This window comes from Gordonibacter sp. 28C, from assembly GCF_003339845.1.
In the GTDB taxonomy this organism is placed as follows: domain Bacteria; phylum Actinomycetota; class Coriobacteriia; order Coriobacteriales; family Eggerthellaceae; genus Gordonibacter.
In genome coordinates this window covers 154104-169723 of record NZ_PPTR01000001.1, presented here as the reverse complement: position 1 = coordinate 169723, position 15620 = coordinate 154104, and the positions used below count along the sequence as shown (strand labels likewise).

Sequence of the window (15620 nt, the reverse complement as noted above, 5' to 3'; positions counted from 1 at the left end):
GCTTACCGCACTGGTTCGTAATCGAGCGTCGAGACGGTGTCGGTGGCCTCGAGTTTGAAGATGACGGGCCGCAACCCGTCGTTGCAGCTGCAAACGGCCACGCCCGGCCGCTTGATCCAATCGCCGTAGTAGAACAGGCCGCCGTCCGCGCCCACGCCGTGGGCCAGCGCGAACACGTACTGGTAGACGGCCTTCCACGCCTCGTCGCAAAAGCCCTCGGGCTTCGCGTAGTCGGCCAGAAACTCCTGGCCGGCCTTCAACATGGGGCACGGACCCAAGCCGTCGGCGCCGTACTCGGCTGCCAGCTCCTCGTCGAACGTCGTCTTCAGCACCGTGATCTTCACTTTGTTCATGAACGCCCTCCGATCGTCGGGAACCGTCCCGCACCCGTCGCCAACGCACGACCGTATAGTATACCCGTCCGCAGCCCTCCACCCCGCAAGGCATCGGCGAGCACGCGGTTGAACAAGATGCAAGACAGTCAACAACTCCGTGGAGGTTTTGCGCGCAAGCCCTACGGCTCCTATACTGGGCAAATAACTTGCCGAGGGCGAAAGGTCCGACATGAAGAAGTTTCTCCAGGAGTTCAAGGATTTCATCAACCAGGGCAACGTGATGGACTTGGCCGTGGCCGTGGTCATAGGCGCCGCGTTCACCGCCATCGTCAACTCAGCCGTGAGCGACCTCATCATGCCCCTCGTCGGCGCGCTCACCGGCGGCGTGGACTTTTCGGACATGAAGCTGTACCTGCCGCTGGGCGCCGGCAACTCCGCCATCGCCTACGGCAACTTCATAAACGCCGTCATCCAGTTCGTCATCATCGCGTTCGTGGTGTTCCTCATCGTGAAGGCCCTGAACAAGGCGCGCTCGCTCGCGATGCGCGGCAAGCAGTCCGAGGAAAAGGAAGCCCCGCGCTGCCCGTACTGCCTGGAAGAGGTTGCAGAGGGCGCCACGCGCTGCCCGCACTGCACGGCCGAGCTGCCCGCCCCGGCCGCGCCCGTCGTCAAAGCGCCGGCGAAAGCATAGGGCCGCAAGTCGAACGGCCCGCGCGCGTCACAGCTCTTCGGGGGGCAGGGGCGCCTCCTCTTCGGTGGAGAACATCTTCTCGCGCCTGGCCACGAACGCCTTGAGGTCGCCCTCCGAATGGATGTCTATCTTGCCGTAGAGGTTGTGCAGGTGCGTCTTGATGGTGTTTTGCGTGATGAACAGGTCCTCGGCTATCTCCTTGCGCGTCTTGCCCATGATCACGCTGTGCATGATCTCCAACTCGCGCTGCGTCAGCCCGTAGTCCTGCGCGATGACCTCGCAGGTGCGGAAGACGTCGGTCTCCTCTTCGGGGTTGCCGGGACGCACGAAGCCCCACCCCGTGCGCATGTTGGCGTTGTTGGTGAGCAGCAGCGCGGCGAGCAGCACCAAGAAGGCCAGCACGCAGAAGAACACGATGGTCTGCTCCGAGCTCGCGAAAGCCTGCAGGGCCACGCTGCCTATGACCACGCCGAGCGCCCGGCCCGTCATCAACGCCGTGCTGGGACACGAGGCAACCCAGGTGGCCGGCTGGTCGCAGCTCTTGATGAGGTACGATCCCAGCGCCCACAGCACCAGGTCGAGATACAGAAAGCCGGTCGTCTGCAGCACGCCCGCCACCACGGACGACGGCCCCAGCACCCCCACGGCCAAAAGCCCGAGCCCCGCCAGCGGAAACCCTATCTGGTAGATGGAGCGGTTGAAGTCCATCTGAAGCACCAGCGCCACGAGCAGGGCCAGCAATGCCGCAAGGAAGTAGCCTGCGGAATCGGGCATCGGAACGAGAAGGCCCGAGAAGCTCATGAAACCCAGGGGGATGCCCAGCGCCAGCCCTTGGGTGATGGACGTGGCCATGAAGCGGTACGGAATGAGCAAGTCGTTGGTGGATTCGCGATACAGCACCTTTTGATCGGGAAAAGCCTTCTCTTTCGAAAAGTAAAACGTCAACACGATGAACGCAGGGGACACGAAGGCTATAGCCCACTTGACCCACGGGTCGAGAAACGAGATCCCCAGCGCCAACAGCGCCGTGGCGAGCGCGGCCGCGATGCCGAACGTCAGCGTGGGCGTCACGCCGAGCATGCCGAAAATGCGCCCCAGCTCGATGTGGATGCCCATCGTGCCCACGGCCAGCATGACCATGCCCAGCGCCAGCGACGCGAGCCTGAACGGCTCGTTCGCTATTCCCGCATGCGTTTCCATAAAAAGGAAGAATATCCCCAGCGTCATGCTCGTGACGAGGAACCACAGGTACCCGTTCTTGTCGAACACCTTTATTCTCTTGAACCGAAACGCGAAGAACAGGCACACGCCCGCGCAAACGAACATGAACGGAACGATAGTGGAAAAGGTGAAGCCGGCCACCTGGAACGAGTCGGGGAAGAAAAAGCCCTCTATAAACAACAGAGCCGCGAACGTCCTGTACCCGACGAAGCAAATGAACAGCGTCGGCTGCTCGCGCACGTCGTGAACGACTTTGCGTATACCGCCGCGATGAACGCTCTCAGCTTCCATATTGGTCCCCCGATAACCAATCGCCTCATATGAGCGCGCGCACGGAGGATCGCGAAAACAAACGCGTTGCCCCCTTCGCGCTTCGGTGAGTATACCTAATACTCACCTGAAAACATCTAATACATGAGGGGTGAGATGCCCCGTCGAGACAAACCACCTCGGGTGGAGGATGGCGCTCGACCGGGTGAGAACGCATGATTCGAAACAGCACATGCGCCATGCCCGGCATTTCCGAGGAAGGAACGTGGCAAGGAGGTGAACAGGGGACGGGCATGAACATGAGCGCATCACCACTCCAAGGTTTCTAGTGTTTTAAGCTGAAGTTTCGCAAGAAAGCGGAAACCAAGGTGTCACCCCCTGCCCCTCCTTCGGGTCGCTCCCGAAGGAGGGGCAACCCCAAGAAGGGAGGCGTCGTTCGACATGGCAAGCCAGACCCCCGCACAAGGACAAGATCGCTATCTGGACTTCACGAACGCCCAAGGCCTCTGCTTCCGCATGCAGGTGGAAGACGACCCCGTCGACGCCTGCTCATTCACCGTACGCGTCACTCCGTTGTTCGAGCAGAGCGACCAAGACGCGAGCCGCTCCTCTTTCCAGCAAAACGGCTTGCTGTCCAACCTCACGTCGCGCGAACGCGACGTTGCGCTGCTGATAGCCGAAGGGTTCACGAACGAGCAGATAGCCCTTCGCCTGTGCATCAGCCTCTCCACCGTGAAATCCCATATCCAGAACATTTTCGCCAAAGCCGGCGTTGCGAACCGCACGGCGCTCGTCGCCCTGCTGCACGAAACCGCGCGCTAAACTTCGTTGCCAAGACAAGGCGGATCAAGAGGCCGCATCGAAGCCACTGGAACCTGCGTTCGGCGGCCGCCCCGTAGAGGGGCGGAGCTTGCCCCGCCCTGCTCGCGCGCTTCCCGAAAGCCAAAAGCCCCCGCCGCGGGGACTGAATGCGGCGGGGGCTTGGGGGTGGGAATGTCGAGCGCGCTGTCGGACGCGCCGCGACCGAGTGGTTACGCGAGCATCGGCATGACCAGGTACATGACCGCGAACGACCATGCGGTGCACACCGTGAAGATGGAAACCTGGATCAGGCAGATGGGGTGGTAGGTTCCCTTGAAGCGGAACACCTTGAGCACCCACTCCACCAGCGGCGCGAACACCACGGCGCCGATGAGGATGGTGGGGATGACGATGGCCCAGCTGGGCGGATAGGTGCTCACGATGGCGGAGGCGAACACGATGCCGGCGAACGTGAAGGCCATGCCGGTCTTCTTCCACTTCGGGTACCAGATGAGAATGGCCAGCGCACCGGTGACCACCTGCACCAGAATGAGCAGCGGGAAGTTGCCGGAGCCGTAGGCGGGGTGCAGCGGGTTCATGATCCACGACACGATGCCGCCCACGTACATGCCGATGGTCGCCCACGAGCTGCCCCAGATGGTCAGCTGGCCGATGTCGCCGAAGATCTGGTGCACGAAGAACTTGCTCTTGTTCTGATCCGTGGGGTTGGGGGCCTCGGCCGGTGCCGGGATGGTCATCCACGGCATGAGGCGGAATATGAGCGAGCAGAGCGGCACCACGACGGCCACGCCGGCGGACACGGCGATGAACAGCGGAAGCCCCAGCGGGGAGACGATGCCGTAGAGCAGGGCGTAGCACACCGGGCAAGTGACGAGCGTGCCCAGGATGAGCGACGTTGCCACCTTCTTCAGGTCGGCGCCGTAGAAGATCACGAACACCTGCACGGTGAGCACGGTGGCGAACGTGGGGATCCAGCCGCTGGCGAACAGGCCGCCGTAGATGAGCTGGCCCAAGATCAGCGACAGGCACGTCGTGACGAACATGGTGGTGAAGATATGGCCGTTGCCCGCCACGCCGGTGCCGGCATGGGCCGATTTTTTGCGCTCGAGCGCGGCGGCCACGAAGCCCATGATGATCATGCCGATGGAGGCCGGAAGCGCCGCGATGAACGAGCCTTCGGTCAAATCGGCGAAGAACCAGGCCACGCGGTAGAGGGGCGACCCCTCGATGCAGCCGGTCATCATGGTGCCGAAATCATAGATGAAGTCGTTGTCCATGAGCATCGGCTGCACGTAGCTCATCAGAGCGTACAGCGCGATGGCGGCAACGACGGTGATGCAGAACGCCGGCAAGATCTCCTTGCGCGATCCTGCCGTCGAAGACGCTTTCGACGAAACGGGTGTTTCTGCGACGACGGACGCATCCGCGTCGGCAAACGTATTTTCCACGAGGGCACCTTCTCTCGTATCCGATGAATAGATCCGTGCAGAACCCCCGACGAAAAGGGCGGCGCATCGCGCCTGTCGTTTCTGCACGCTATGGATGGACCGAGGAAGGATTGGCTTGGAGCCATCCTATCCTAGTTCGCCCGCCGTTGAGAATCGGTCGAAAGTACGATAATCCCGTCCGATATCGTCCTTCCGACCGGTGGTGCGCCGCACGATTATTTCCTATGCTGTGCAACGGGGATGATACAAGGGTTTCGAGGCGGTACCGAGCAACGCGGCTTCGCTGCCGCAGGCCGGCTGACGTCCTTTCCGCTTTTTCGCGAACAGCGACAACGGAAGAGGAGAACCCCATCATGAAAACATGGTATCCCGAGGCCGATCTGGTCATCCAGCACCCGAAGGTCTACACCGTCGCCATCACCTGCGACGAGGTCAAAGAAGGCAAGACCGACTTCCCCATCATCGAAGACGGCGGCGTGGCCGCCAAGGACGGCAAGGTCATCGCCGTGGGCACGGCCGCCGACGTGGAGCAGTACATCGGCGCGCACACCAAGGTCGTCGACGCCTCCGGCAAGATACTCACCCCCGGCTTCGTCGAGTGCCACATGCACTGCAAGTGGACCGGCGAGCAGATGCTCAACCTCGACTTCAACGGCGTGACCAGCCGCCAGGCCATCCTCGACGCCGTGGCCGAGAAGGCCGCGAGCATCCCCGACGGCGTGTGGATCGAGGGCGACGGCTGGAACGAGCTCATCTGGGAGGACAGCCAGGAGGTCATCACGCGCCGCGAGCTCGACGAGGTCGCCCCGAACAACCCGGTCATCCTGCTGCACATGTCCGTGCACACCATCGCCGCGAACTCGCTCGCGCTCGAAGCGTGCGGCTACACGAAGGACACGCCGCAGCCCGAGGGCGCCGAGATCGGGCATTACGACGACGGCGAGCTCGACGGCCTGCTGTACGAGAACGGCGCGCTCCAACCCATGCTCAAGACCAAGCCGCCGCTGACCGACGCCGAGCACCTCGAGAGCCTCGTGCTCATCGGACAGCGCCTCAACTCCTTCGGCATCACGAGCGCCATCGACGCGAACCTCAACTACAAGCAGATGCACATCTACAACGAGGCGAGGAAGCAGGGCAAGCTCACCTACCGCGCCAACCTCATGTTCTACCTCGACCCGCAGTTCGGCTCCTTCGAGGACAACCTGCGCCGTCTCGAGGAGATGGACTGCGTCACCGGCTTCGGCGACGAAATGCTCAAACTGAACGGCTGCAAGGTGACGCTCGACGGCATCACCGCCGCCTTCACCGCCGCCATGAACCGCCGCGAGTACCGCCAGCGCCCGGGCTATTACGGCGACACCATCTACACGCAGGAGGAGATCGACGCCTTGGTGTGCAAGGCCACCGAGCTCGGTTGGCAGTTCGGCATCCACACCATCGGCGACATGAGCGAGGACCGCGCGCTGCACGCGTTCCAGGAGGCGAACAAGATCCGCCCGGTCAAGGAGCTGCGCCACTACTTGATCCACTACCAGCTTCCCTACGAGGACCAGTGGCCTATCATGAAGGAGCTGGGCGTGGGCGTGTGCCTGCAGCCGACGCTCGTCTCCCAGATGGGCGAGGAGCCGCTGTTCTGGCCCGAGCAGGTCGAGCGCTTCCAGTCGCCGGGCCTCATGTTCAAGAACGGCATCCTGGCCGGCGGCAGCTCCGACTCGCCCGTGGTGTCCCCCAACCCGATGCTCGGCATGTACTACGCCGTCACGCGCCTTGACGAGACGACGGGCAAGACGCTCTCCAAGGGCGACGAGTCGAAGGTCACGCCCATCCAGGCGCTCATCATGTGGACGAAGAACTCCGCGTTCTTCAGCCACGACGACGACAAGATGGGCTCGGTGGAGGTGGGCAACTTCGCCGACTTCGCCATCCTCGACCGCGACTGCTTCGCGTCCGACGATCCGACGGACATCCGCGACGCGCAGGTCACCACGACCGTGCTCGGCGGCGAAGTGGTGTACGAGGCCTAGCCCCTCGTTCGCATCGCACCGCGCAAAGCGCCTTGGCCCACCGCGGCCAAGGCGCTCTTTTTTCTCGCGGCGTCACGCCCTGCTTTCCCGCGCCGCGTCCTCGTCGGCGACCGCCTCTTCCCCGTCGTCGGTCACGTGGCGCAGCACGAAGAAGCCCGCGATGCCGGCGATGAGCGAGGCCGCCAGAATGGCCGCCTTCGCCACGGCGATGGTGTTCGGGTCGACGAACGCCAGGTTCGTCACGAAGATAGCCATGGTGAAGCCCACGCCGCCCAGCACGGACACGCCGGCGATGTGCCCCCAGTTCACGCCCTTCGGCAGATCGCTCAGGCGCAGTTTCACGGTAAGCCACGTGGCCAGGAAGATGCCGAGCGGCTTGCCGAACAGCAGGCCGCAGAACACGCCGATGGTCACGGGGTTCGCGATGACGGCAAGCGGGTCCATGCCCACGAGCACCACGCTGGCGTTCGAGAACGCGAACAGCGGCAGGATGACGAAGTACACGGGGATGTGCAGGCGGTAGTCCAGACGCGTGACGGGAGGGATGGCCATGCGCGACACGCGGCCGATCTCGTCGAGCTCTGCCAGGTACTCCTTCTGCACGATGTCGGGCTCGCCGGGGTCGTAGCGCTCGTCGGCCTTGCGCGCCCGCGCCGCGAACCAGCCCGGCGCCCGGTCGAGCTTCACCTGCGATTGCGCCGGGATGGCCAGCGCCAACAGCACGCCCGCGATGGTGGCGTGCACGCCCGACAGCAGGAAGCACACCCACATGGCCAACCCGATGAGCACGTACGGCCAGAGGTCGTACACGTGCAGCCGGTTGATGACGAGCGCGCCGGCGAACAGCGCCAAACCGCCCATCAACCACGCGATATCGAGGTCGGCCGTGTAGAACACCGCGATGACCAGGATGGCGATCATGTCGTCGGCAATGGTGAGCGTGGACAAAAACGAGCGCAGCCCCGCCGGGACGCGGCTGCCCAGCAGCGCCAAGATGCCCAGGCAGAACGCGATATCGTTCGCCATGGGAACGCCCCAGCCCTGTTCGAAACCGCTGCCCGCGTTCACCGCCGTGTACACGACAGCGGGCACTACGGCGCCGCCGGCCGCGCCCAAGATGGGCAGCAGCGCCTTGCGCGGGTTGCGCAGCTCGCCCGCCGTGAGCTCGAACTTGATCTCCAAGCCCACCAGCAGAAAGAATATGGCCATGAGGAAGTCGTTGATGAAGTGCTCCAACGACAGGTGCGGCGCGAAGCTTCCCAGCGAGAAGCCCAAGTCGAAATCGTGCCAGAACGAGGCGAAGTACGGCAGCACCGGCGTGTTCTCGATGACGAGGGCCGCCACGGCCGCCGCCAGCATGAGCATGGTCGCGCGTGTGGACGAGTGCGTGAACTCGAGGAACTTGCGCTTGCGGCGATGATGGTGCCGCACTTCCGGCTCGAGGATGCGCTCGGTAGGCGAGCAGGCAGGGTCGCCGGTCAGGCAGGCACCGTCGGCAGGCTGTTGAGGGGGCCGCCCTCCGTCGGAGGCTGTATCTTGCGTCGCGCGCCTATCGTTACAAGTCTCGGTCATGATGCAAGTATACGAAAACAATTTTCTGAACCAAACACGACAAGGTAACAAACGGAAAGAATCGTGGCCAAGCGTAGGAGCATAAGAGGTTTGGCTTGTTCTGAGGGCATAGGTAAATTGTATTTAAAACTTAAAACGCCTGGTTGTCTGCCATGAATGCAGCAAAAATCGAAATAGTTGTGATTTAATTGTGTTGATTTCCAATTTTTTGAATTTCTCACTTGCACTTCTTGCGAAGTCGAAATAGCCCGCATATACTCGCTCGCAAGGGGGCAGGTAATTCTGTATACAACCAAAAGCGCGCGCTGATTGCCCTGGCATTCCCGTGTCCAAATTCACTCCATCGAAGGCAAAAAGCCTGGTGGGATATTGGACCATGCAAAAAAGTCAAACCGAGAGGAAGGTGCGACCCGCATGAAGGAGCACAATGCACGCGCACAGGGGATCGAACACGGTCCGCGCCAAACGCGCAGGGGATTCTTGAAAACCACCGCGGCGGCGAGCGTAGCCGCCTGCGCAGCCGGCAGTATCACGCCGCTTTCGCAGGCACTTGCAGACGACATGATGGGCGATTCTGCTATGGGGACCGACGGAAAGGCGCTGTCGCAAGTCCGTTCCACCTGTTCGCCCAACTGCACCGGTGCCTGCGGCATGGTCGCAGCGACGTACGACGGAAAGGTGAGAACGCTCATTCAGGCTGCCGATTACGGCGATGACGGCTACAATCCGCGCGGCTGCCTGAAGGGAACTTCGTTCAACACCATGATGTACGGCGACGACCGCCTGCTGCATCCCATGATCCGCGAAACGCCGTACAAGGACGGCGGCCAACTGCGCGCGTGCACATGGGACGAGGCGCTCGACTTCGCAGCGAAACGCATCCGCGAGATCACCGAAAAGTACGGCGCCGACTCGATCGCCGTCGACTACCAGGTGCCGCCGCTCAATTACATCAACAAGGGCACGTTCATCCGCTTGGTGAACATGAGCGGCTGGACGAACTTCCCCGGCTACGAAATGAACGGCGATCTTCCGATGTTCTTCCCGGAAACGTTCGGTTGCCAATGCGAGGAGCTCGAGAGTTACGCTTGGGAGGATTCTCGCCTCACCTTGAATTTCGGCTCCAACATCATGACCACCCGCCTTCCCGACTCCCATTTCCTCACGAAATCGCAGGAGGCCGGGGGCAAGGTGATCTACTTCGACCCGAACTACACGGTCACGGCCTCGAAAGCCGACGAATGGGTACGGCTCGCCCCCGGCAGCGACACGGCAGTGGCCCTGGCCATGGCCAAGGTCATGATCGACGAGAAGCTCTACGATGAAGCCTTCGTCAAAACGTACACCGACCTGCCCCTTCTCGTGAACACCGCCACGGGGAAGCGTATCCCAGCATCCGCCGTGAACGGCCTCGAGCGGCCGCAGGACACGCCCGAGAAGCGCGAGGCGTACATCGCCGTCGTCGACGGGACGCCCGTCGTGATCAACCCCACACGCCTCGAAGCGCCTTCGTCCGTCGAGCTGGAAGGCTCGTACCGCATCGAGCTCAAAACCGGGGAAACCGTGGAGGCGAAGCCTGCGTTCCAGCTGCTCAAAGAGCTCCTCGACCGCGACTACACCGCGGCAAAAGCCCAGAACATCAGCGACGTTCCCGCCGAGACCATCGAGCGGCTCGCCCGCATGACGGCCACCATCAAACCGGCCCACATCATCTTGGGCGGATCCGCCCACCAGTACCATCACGGCGATCTCAAGGGACGTGCGCTTTCCCTGCTGGCGGTGATCACCGGCAACGTGGGCACGTTGGGCGGCGGCATTTCCGACTACATCGGCCAGTACAAGGTGCGCTTCAAGCCGGCGTCCTGGTTCATGCCCGCGAACGCGAACGCCACGTCCACGCCTTACCATTATTTCGTGAACGGCCCCACCGAAACGATGACGGCGCCCTACCCGAAAAACGGCTTCCATGCCTTGGTAACCGGTTGGGCCAACCCCTTCGACCAGCATGCGGTATGCGACGTGTTGCGCAAACGCGTGGAAAGCGGGGAGCTGGAGTTCATTATGACCTGCGACTTCCTGCACACCACCACCGTCGATTACGCCGACGTCGTGCTCCCCGGCTGCGCTTGGTACGAGAAGACTGACGTGTGCACCACGCCGCTGCACCCCTACATCCAGCTGCAGCAGAAAGCGGCGGATCCACCGGGCGAAGCGCGTGCCGAGATTTGGATATTCTCGGAGCTGGCGCGCCGGATCGACCCCGCTTGGGGCGAGCAGTTCCCCGACTTCCCGCCCGAGGATTCCGAGAAGCAGATCGAGGCGGTGCTGGCGAAGTTCCTGGAAACCGGCGGAGACAAGGTGGCGGGCATCACGGTGGAGGACCTGCGCCGCGGCCCCGTCAAGATGAAGCACGCGAACCCGGAAGAGAAGATGATCCCCTTCTGGGACCAGATTCACAACCACGTGCTGTTCCCGCCCCCGTCGCTGCCGAACGCGCCGGGCTCGACCGACCATTTCGTGCCGACCGGACGCATCGAGTTCTACAAGGACCACGATCGCTTCCTCGAGATGGGCGAGCAGCTGCCCGTTTGGAAGCCGTTGTTCGAAGACACCGAGTACGCGCTCGACCCGTCCGCACGTGAGAAGTACCCCTTCAACTACCTCACGCGCAACAGCCTCTATCGCGTTCACTCGAACTACTCGAGCAATCCCATGATGCTCGAGTTGCAGGACGGACTCCCGCGCGTATGGATGAACCCCGACGACGCGGCGGCGAAGGGCTTGGCGGAAGGCGACGAGGTCGAAGTGTTCAACGACCGCGGCCACGTGAACGGCAAGCTCGTGTACGAACCGGGCCTTTATCCGAAGCAATGCATATTCGAGATGGGCTGGTGGGCGCGCTACACGGAAGACTCGTCGTACAACACGCTCATCTACCCGTTCATCAATCCCATCCATGAGATCTACTTCATCGGCGCCACGTGGTCCACGAACATGGCCTGGAACGAATGTCTCTGCGATGTGAGGAAGGCAGGTGCGAAATGAAGTTGGGAATGGCAATCGACCTCGACCGCTGCATAGGCTGCAGAACTTGCATGGTCGTATGCAAGAACCATAACGCCCAGCCGGAGGGCATCTGGTGGAACCGCGTGTTCACCATCGGCAGCGACGAGCACCAGGTGGCAACAGGCACGAGGGGCGCCGGTTACGAGATGGCCTTCATGCCCGTTTCATGCCAGCATTGCGAGAACGCCTCGTGCGTGAAGGTGTGCCCCACCGGCGCGAGCTACACCGCAGACGACGGCACCGTGCTCGTCGACTACGAACGCTGCATCGGCTGCCGCTACTGTCTGGCCGCCTGCCCTTACGGCGTCCGGCAGTTCAACTGGGAGGATCCCGCGAAAACGAAGGGCGTGGACGAGGACCGGTACTGCTACGGATACCCCTTGGACAGCCTCGACGAGGGCCGGCTCGTCTACACGCGCGATCGGCCGCAGGGCGTTGCCGAGAAGTGCACCTTCTGCCATCAGTACCGCGTCGAGGGGGAGAAGCCCGCGTGCGTCCGGGGCTGCCCGGCGAATGCCCGCATATTCGGCGATCTGGACGACCCGAACTCGGATGTGAGCCGCTACCTTGACGGCCGGCCGACCTCTCGACTGCGGGAGGAGCTTGGCAACGATCCGAAGGTGCTCTACGTCCAAGCAGGAGCCAAACAGAAGCCGCAGCTTGTCTACGGAGAGGGGATGTGATCTCATGAAGCGAATTCCGCTCGTTATCGGATTGGCGGCCGTCGTGGTCGGTGCCGCCGCGTGGGTCTACCAGCTGATCGGCGGGTTGGCGGTCACCAATATGTCGAACCTGTTCAGCTGGGGATTCTACATCGGCTGCTTCGTGTTTCTCGTCGGCGTTGCTGCAGGAGGCATGATCATCTCGTCTTCCATCTATCTGTTCGACGTGCAGCGGCTGAAGCCGTTCGGCAAGATAGCGTCGCTTTCGGCGTTCGCCTGCATCTTGGCCGCCGGCTGCATGGTCATCGTGGATTTGGGACGCGCGCAGAACATCGTCCAGATGCTCGTCCACCCGAACTTCTCGTCACCGCTCGTATGGGACATCGTCGTTATAACGCTGTACCTTGTCCTCACGTTTCTGAGCGTGTACTTCCAGTTGCTGCCCGATTGCAAGCGTTCGGGAAAACGCTTCTTCAACCGCTGGATAGAGAAGCGCACCGAGGCGGAAGTCGATGTCGTATCGCACCGTTGGTCGCGCATCGTGGCGCTCGTGGCGCTACCGGTGGCCGTCCTCATCCACACGGTCACCGCGCTCATATTCGCCACGCAGAACGGCCATCCTTGGTGGCATACCGCCATGCTGCCTGCCGATTTCATCGCCATGGCCGTTGCCTCGGGCGGCGCCCTCGTGCTGCTCATCGCCTTGGCCGCCATCGGGCGTGCGCATTGGCGCGAGCATATGGTCGGGCTTGCCACCATCGCGCGTATATCCGCGGTCGCGCTGGCCGTCCACTTCTTCTTCGTCGCGGTCGAGCTTGTGCTGCTCGCTTGGACGGGAGGCGGGGAATCGGCGGCCTTGCTTCAATCGCTCACCGGAACGTACGGGATTCTTTACGCCCTCGAGATCGTGCTCACGGCAGCTGCCATGGCGTTGTTCTTCACCAAACCAGGAACGAACAGGCCGGCTCTGCTTGCAACCGGATCGATCATAGCGTTGGCGGGCACGCTTATCCATCGCCTTATGCTGTTGTATCCGGAATTCGCCTCTTCGAGTCTCTCATTCACCACGGCTACGGGCACAGAATGGCTCTACCCGCTCTCAACGGGTCGATATCTCATGACGGGGCAGGCTTTCGCCTCAACCTACGCCTATGTGCCGAACATTATCGAAGTGGCGGTTGTGCTGTTGCCCTTCGGCATCCTGCTGTCGGTTCTCGCGCTTATCGCAGGACGCTACCCCATGGTTGGCGCCCCTGCGTCGAAGGCAGACAGCCCCCTGCGTTAGCATCCCCCTCACCGAGCGGTAACGCTCCGGCAAACCTGATCGGCCCGGCATCCTCCCTTGTCGGGTCGATCAGATAGGATTGATACGAAATTGGCGGGCACCCTGCAAGCACCCCTCCCCCACGTTCGTGCCCGGGCTCGCGCCACCAAGCCCAAGCGCTTTCGCGAAAGGACGATCAATGCAGTACGCCGATTTGCAGCTCATGGCGAAAACGCCGCTGTTCAAGAACCTCACGCTCGAGCAAATCGACTACCTTGCCGAACGGAACCGAGGATACACACGCAGCTATAAACGTGGCGACATCCTCCTGGTTGCCGGAGACCCCATCGAAACGTGCGGTCTTCTGCTCAAAGGCAAGGTGAAGATCATGACCGAGAGTTATCAGGGCAACCAGTCGATCATCGCCGACATCGGGCCCGGCGAGTTCTACGGTGAGCCGTTCAACTGGCTTTCATATCCTCGCGTTCCTATAACCGTGCAGGCCAGCGTCAGTACCACCGTGTTTTTCATTGATCTCCGTACGTTCATACGACCGACCGGGGGTGCCGATCCGGAAATCGATCAAATTGTCCTCCGCAATATTGTTACCTCGTTTGCCGAGAAGATCATCTTGTTCCGCAACAAAGTAGAAGTGCTCAGTCAACGCGGCCTGAGGTCGAAAATTCTCATGACGGTACGGAAATTCGCTGAAAAACAAGGCACGGACACTCCCATCATCCCTTTTTCGCGCAAAGAGTTTGCCGAATACCTGTGCGTCAACCGCAACTCGCTCACTCGCGAACTTAAAGAAATGGAATTGGCCGGCGACATTGTGGTCATAGGAAAGCGAATACGATTCTGCCATAAAGAAGAACTGCTTCTCTGACGTTGCCGTGGGAACAGTAGGCAAATATCGTATGCTTTAATGCTGTTATTTTTGTAACAGTTAAGGAAACCGTTCGGCGAGGGAACTCGATACCGATAAAATCCCACTATATTAATAGGTTGAAGGAGGCTGCCATGCTGGGACGTATCGGGCGCTTCGTTGTTTCTTTCGCCGCCTTGGCGGCGTTGGCGCTCGTCGGCCTTGCCTGCACCTCTCAGAATTCCAGCGAAGGAGGTTCAGGATCCATGTTTGCCAACTTAGGGAACGACCTCACCTACGGCGAAGCCAAAGCGCTGCCGCTGAAGCACGTGGACATCGACCGCGACAACCTGCACGAGGTGTACTTCGCCGGAGGTTGCTTCTGGGGTGTCGACGCCTACTTCTCGCTCGTGCCCGGCGTCGCCGGCACGGTTTCGGGCTACGCCAACGGCACCACCGAGAACCCCACCTACCATGATGTATGCCGCGGTAACACCGGTTTCGCAGAAACGGTGCGCGTGCGCTTCGACCCCGCCGCCGTGTCGCTCGAGACGCTCGTCGAGCAGTATTTCGGACTCATCGACCCGCTGAGCGTAAACCGACAGGGAAACGATGCGGGGACCCAGTACCGCACGGGCGTCTACTACACGGACGATGCAGACCGTGCCACGCTTGAAAAAGCATTCGAGAACGAGGAGACGAAAGTCGGGCAGGGCATCGCAGTGGAACTCGAGCCCTTGGCGAACTTCTACGAAGCCGAGGAGTACCATCAGGACTATCTCGACAAGAACCCCGCCGGCTACTGTCATATCGACTTCTCTGGCCTGAAAGCGTTCGCGGAAGAATCTGGCAGCACAAGCTCGCTCGACCCGGCCCGGTACCAGAAGCTCGACGATCCGGCGCTGCGCTACCAGCTGACGAAAGAGCAGTACGACGTAACGCAGAACGCGGGCACGGAGCGGGCGTACACGGGCGCGTACTACGACAACCACGAGCAGGGAATCTACGTGGACATCGCCACCGGCGAGCCGCTGTTCTCTTCGGCCGACAAATTCGACTCGGGAACCGGATGGCCCAGCTTCACGAAGCCCATCGATCCCGACGTCGTGGTTAAACGCGAGGACGGCAGCTACGGCATGGTCCGCACCGAGGTGAGCAGCCGTGTGGGCGATTCGCACCTGGGACACGTGTTCAACGACGGACCCATCGACAAGGGCGGCCTGCGCTACTGCATCAACAGCGCCTCCCTGCGCTTCGTTCCTCTCGCCGACATGGACGCCGAAGGCTACAGCGACCTGAAGCCGCTGGTGGAGAACGCGGGATAGCATCCGCTCGACGGCTCTAGCCAAAAGAGCCAAGGGGCGGGTGGGGCCGGCA

At 61.7% G+C, this 15620-nt stretch carries 12 protein-coding genes; 8 read left to right on the top strand and 4 right to left on the bottom strand.

Annotation, left to right across the window (positions count from 1 at the left end; translation table 11 throughout):
- Positions 1–2: 2 nt before the first annotated feature.
- Positions 3–353, bottom strand: coding sequence for a TIGR04076 family protein (locus C1878_RS00755; RefSeq protein WP_114599804.1), 351 nt, complete (start codon positions 351–353; stop codon positions 3–5).
- A 211-nt stretch (positions 354–564) separates the two neighbouring features.
- Between C1878_RS00755 and mscL the strand changes: the two genes are divergently transcribed.
- The gene (gene mscL, locus C1878_RS00750; RefSeq protein ID WP_114599803.1) at positions 565–1026 is read left to right on the top strand and encodes a large conductance mechanosensitive channel protein MscL; all 462 of its coding nucleotides are present in this window, start codon (positions 565–567) and stop codon (positions 1024–1026) included.
- A 27-nt stretch (positions 1027–1053) separates the two neighbouring features.
- On the opposite strand, the gene C1878_RS00745 is transcribed toward mscL, so the two are convergent.
- Positions 1054–2538 (bottom strand): helix-turn-helix transcriptional regulator, encoded by a 1485-nt coding sequence (locus C1878_RS00745; RefSeq protein ID WP_114599802.1) that lies wholly within the window; start codon positions 2536–2538, stop codon positions 1054–1056.
- 420 nt (positions 2539–2958) lie between these two features.
- Here C1878_RS00745 and C1878_RS00740 point away from each other — a divergent pair, with 420 nt between their 5' ends.
- Positions 2959–3339, top strand: coding sequence for a response regulator transcription factor (locus C1878_RS00740; protein ID WP_114599801.1), 381 nt, complete (start codon positions 2959–2961; stop codon positions 3337–3339).
- Positions 3340–3548: 209 nt separating this feature from the next.
- On the opposite strand, the gene C1878_RS00735 is transcribed toward C1878_RS00740, so the two are convergent.
- Positions 3549–4787 (bottom strand): hypothetical protein, encoded by a 1239-nt coding sequence (locus tag C1878_RS00735; protein WP_114599800.1) that lies wholly within the window; start codon positions 4785–4787, stop codon positions 3549–3551.
- Positions 4788–5140: 353 nt separating this feature from the next.
- Here C1878_RS00735 and C1878_RS00730 point away from each other — a divergent pair, with 353 nt between their 5' ends.
- The gene (locus C1878_RS00730; protein ID WP_158539642.1) at positions 5141–6814 is read left to right on the top strand and encodes an amidohydrolase; all 1674 of its coding nucleotides are present in this window, start codon (positions 5141–5143) and stop codon (positions 6812–6814) included.
- A 72-nt stretch (positions 6815–6886) separates the two neighbouring features.
- On the opposite strand, the gene nhaA is transcribed toward C1878_RS00730, so the two are convergent.
- Positions 6887–8386, bottom strand: coding sequence for a Na+/H+ antiporter NhaA (nhaA, locus tag C1878_RS00725; protein WP_114599798.1), 1500 nt, complete (start codon positions 8384–8386; stop codon positions 6887–6889).
- A 480-nt stretch (positions 8387–8866) separates the two neighbouring features.
- Between nhaA and C1878_RS00720 the strand changes: the two genes are divergently transcribed.
- The 5 genes from C1878_RS00720 to msrB all read left to right on the top strand — a co-directional run bounded on the left by C1878_RS00720 (position 8867) and on the right by msrB (position 15568).
- Positions 8867–11431 carry a molybdopterin-dependent oxidoreductase gene (locus tag C1878_RS00720; protein ID WP_241963547.1) on the top strand — a complete coding sequence of 855 codons (2565 nt, stop codon included), beginning with the start codon at positions 8867–8869 and terminating at the stop codon, positions 11429–11431.
- On the top strand, positions 11428–12135 hold the full coding sequence (locus tag C1878_RS00715) for a 4Fe-4S dicluster domain-containing protein (RefSeq protein ID WP_114599796.1): 708 nt from the start codon (positions 11428–11430) through the stop codon (positions 12133–12135). Before C1878_RS00720 ends, C1878_RS00715 begins: the two co-directional genes overlap by 4 nt.
- A gap of 4 nt (positions 12136–12139) precedes the next feature.
- A complete protein-coding gene (nrfD, locus tag C1878_RS00710; protein ID WP_114599795.1) occupies positions 12140–13399 on the top strand; it encodes an NrfD/PsrC family molybdoenzyme membrane anchor subunit in 1260 nt (419 codons plus the stop codon).
- Between the two features lie 178 nt (positions 13400–13577).
- A complete protein-coding gene (locus tag C1878_RS00705; protein WP_080144059.1) occupies positions 13578–14264 on the top strand; it encodes a Crp/Fnr family transcriptional regulator in 687 nt (228 codons plus the stop codon).
- Between the two features lie 134 nt (positions 14265–14398).
- Positions 14399–15568, top strand: a complete 1170-nt coding sequence (gene msrB / locus C1878_RS00700) for a peptide-methionine (R)-S-oxide reductase MsrB (protein WP_114599794.1) — start codon at positions 14399–14401, stop codon at positions 15566–15568.
- Positions 15569–15620: the final 52 nt, after the last annotated feature.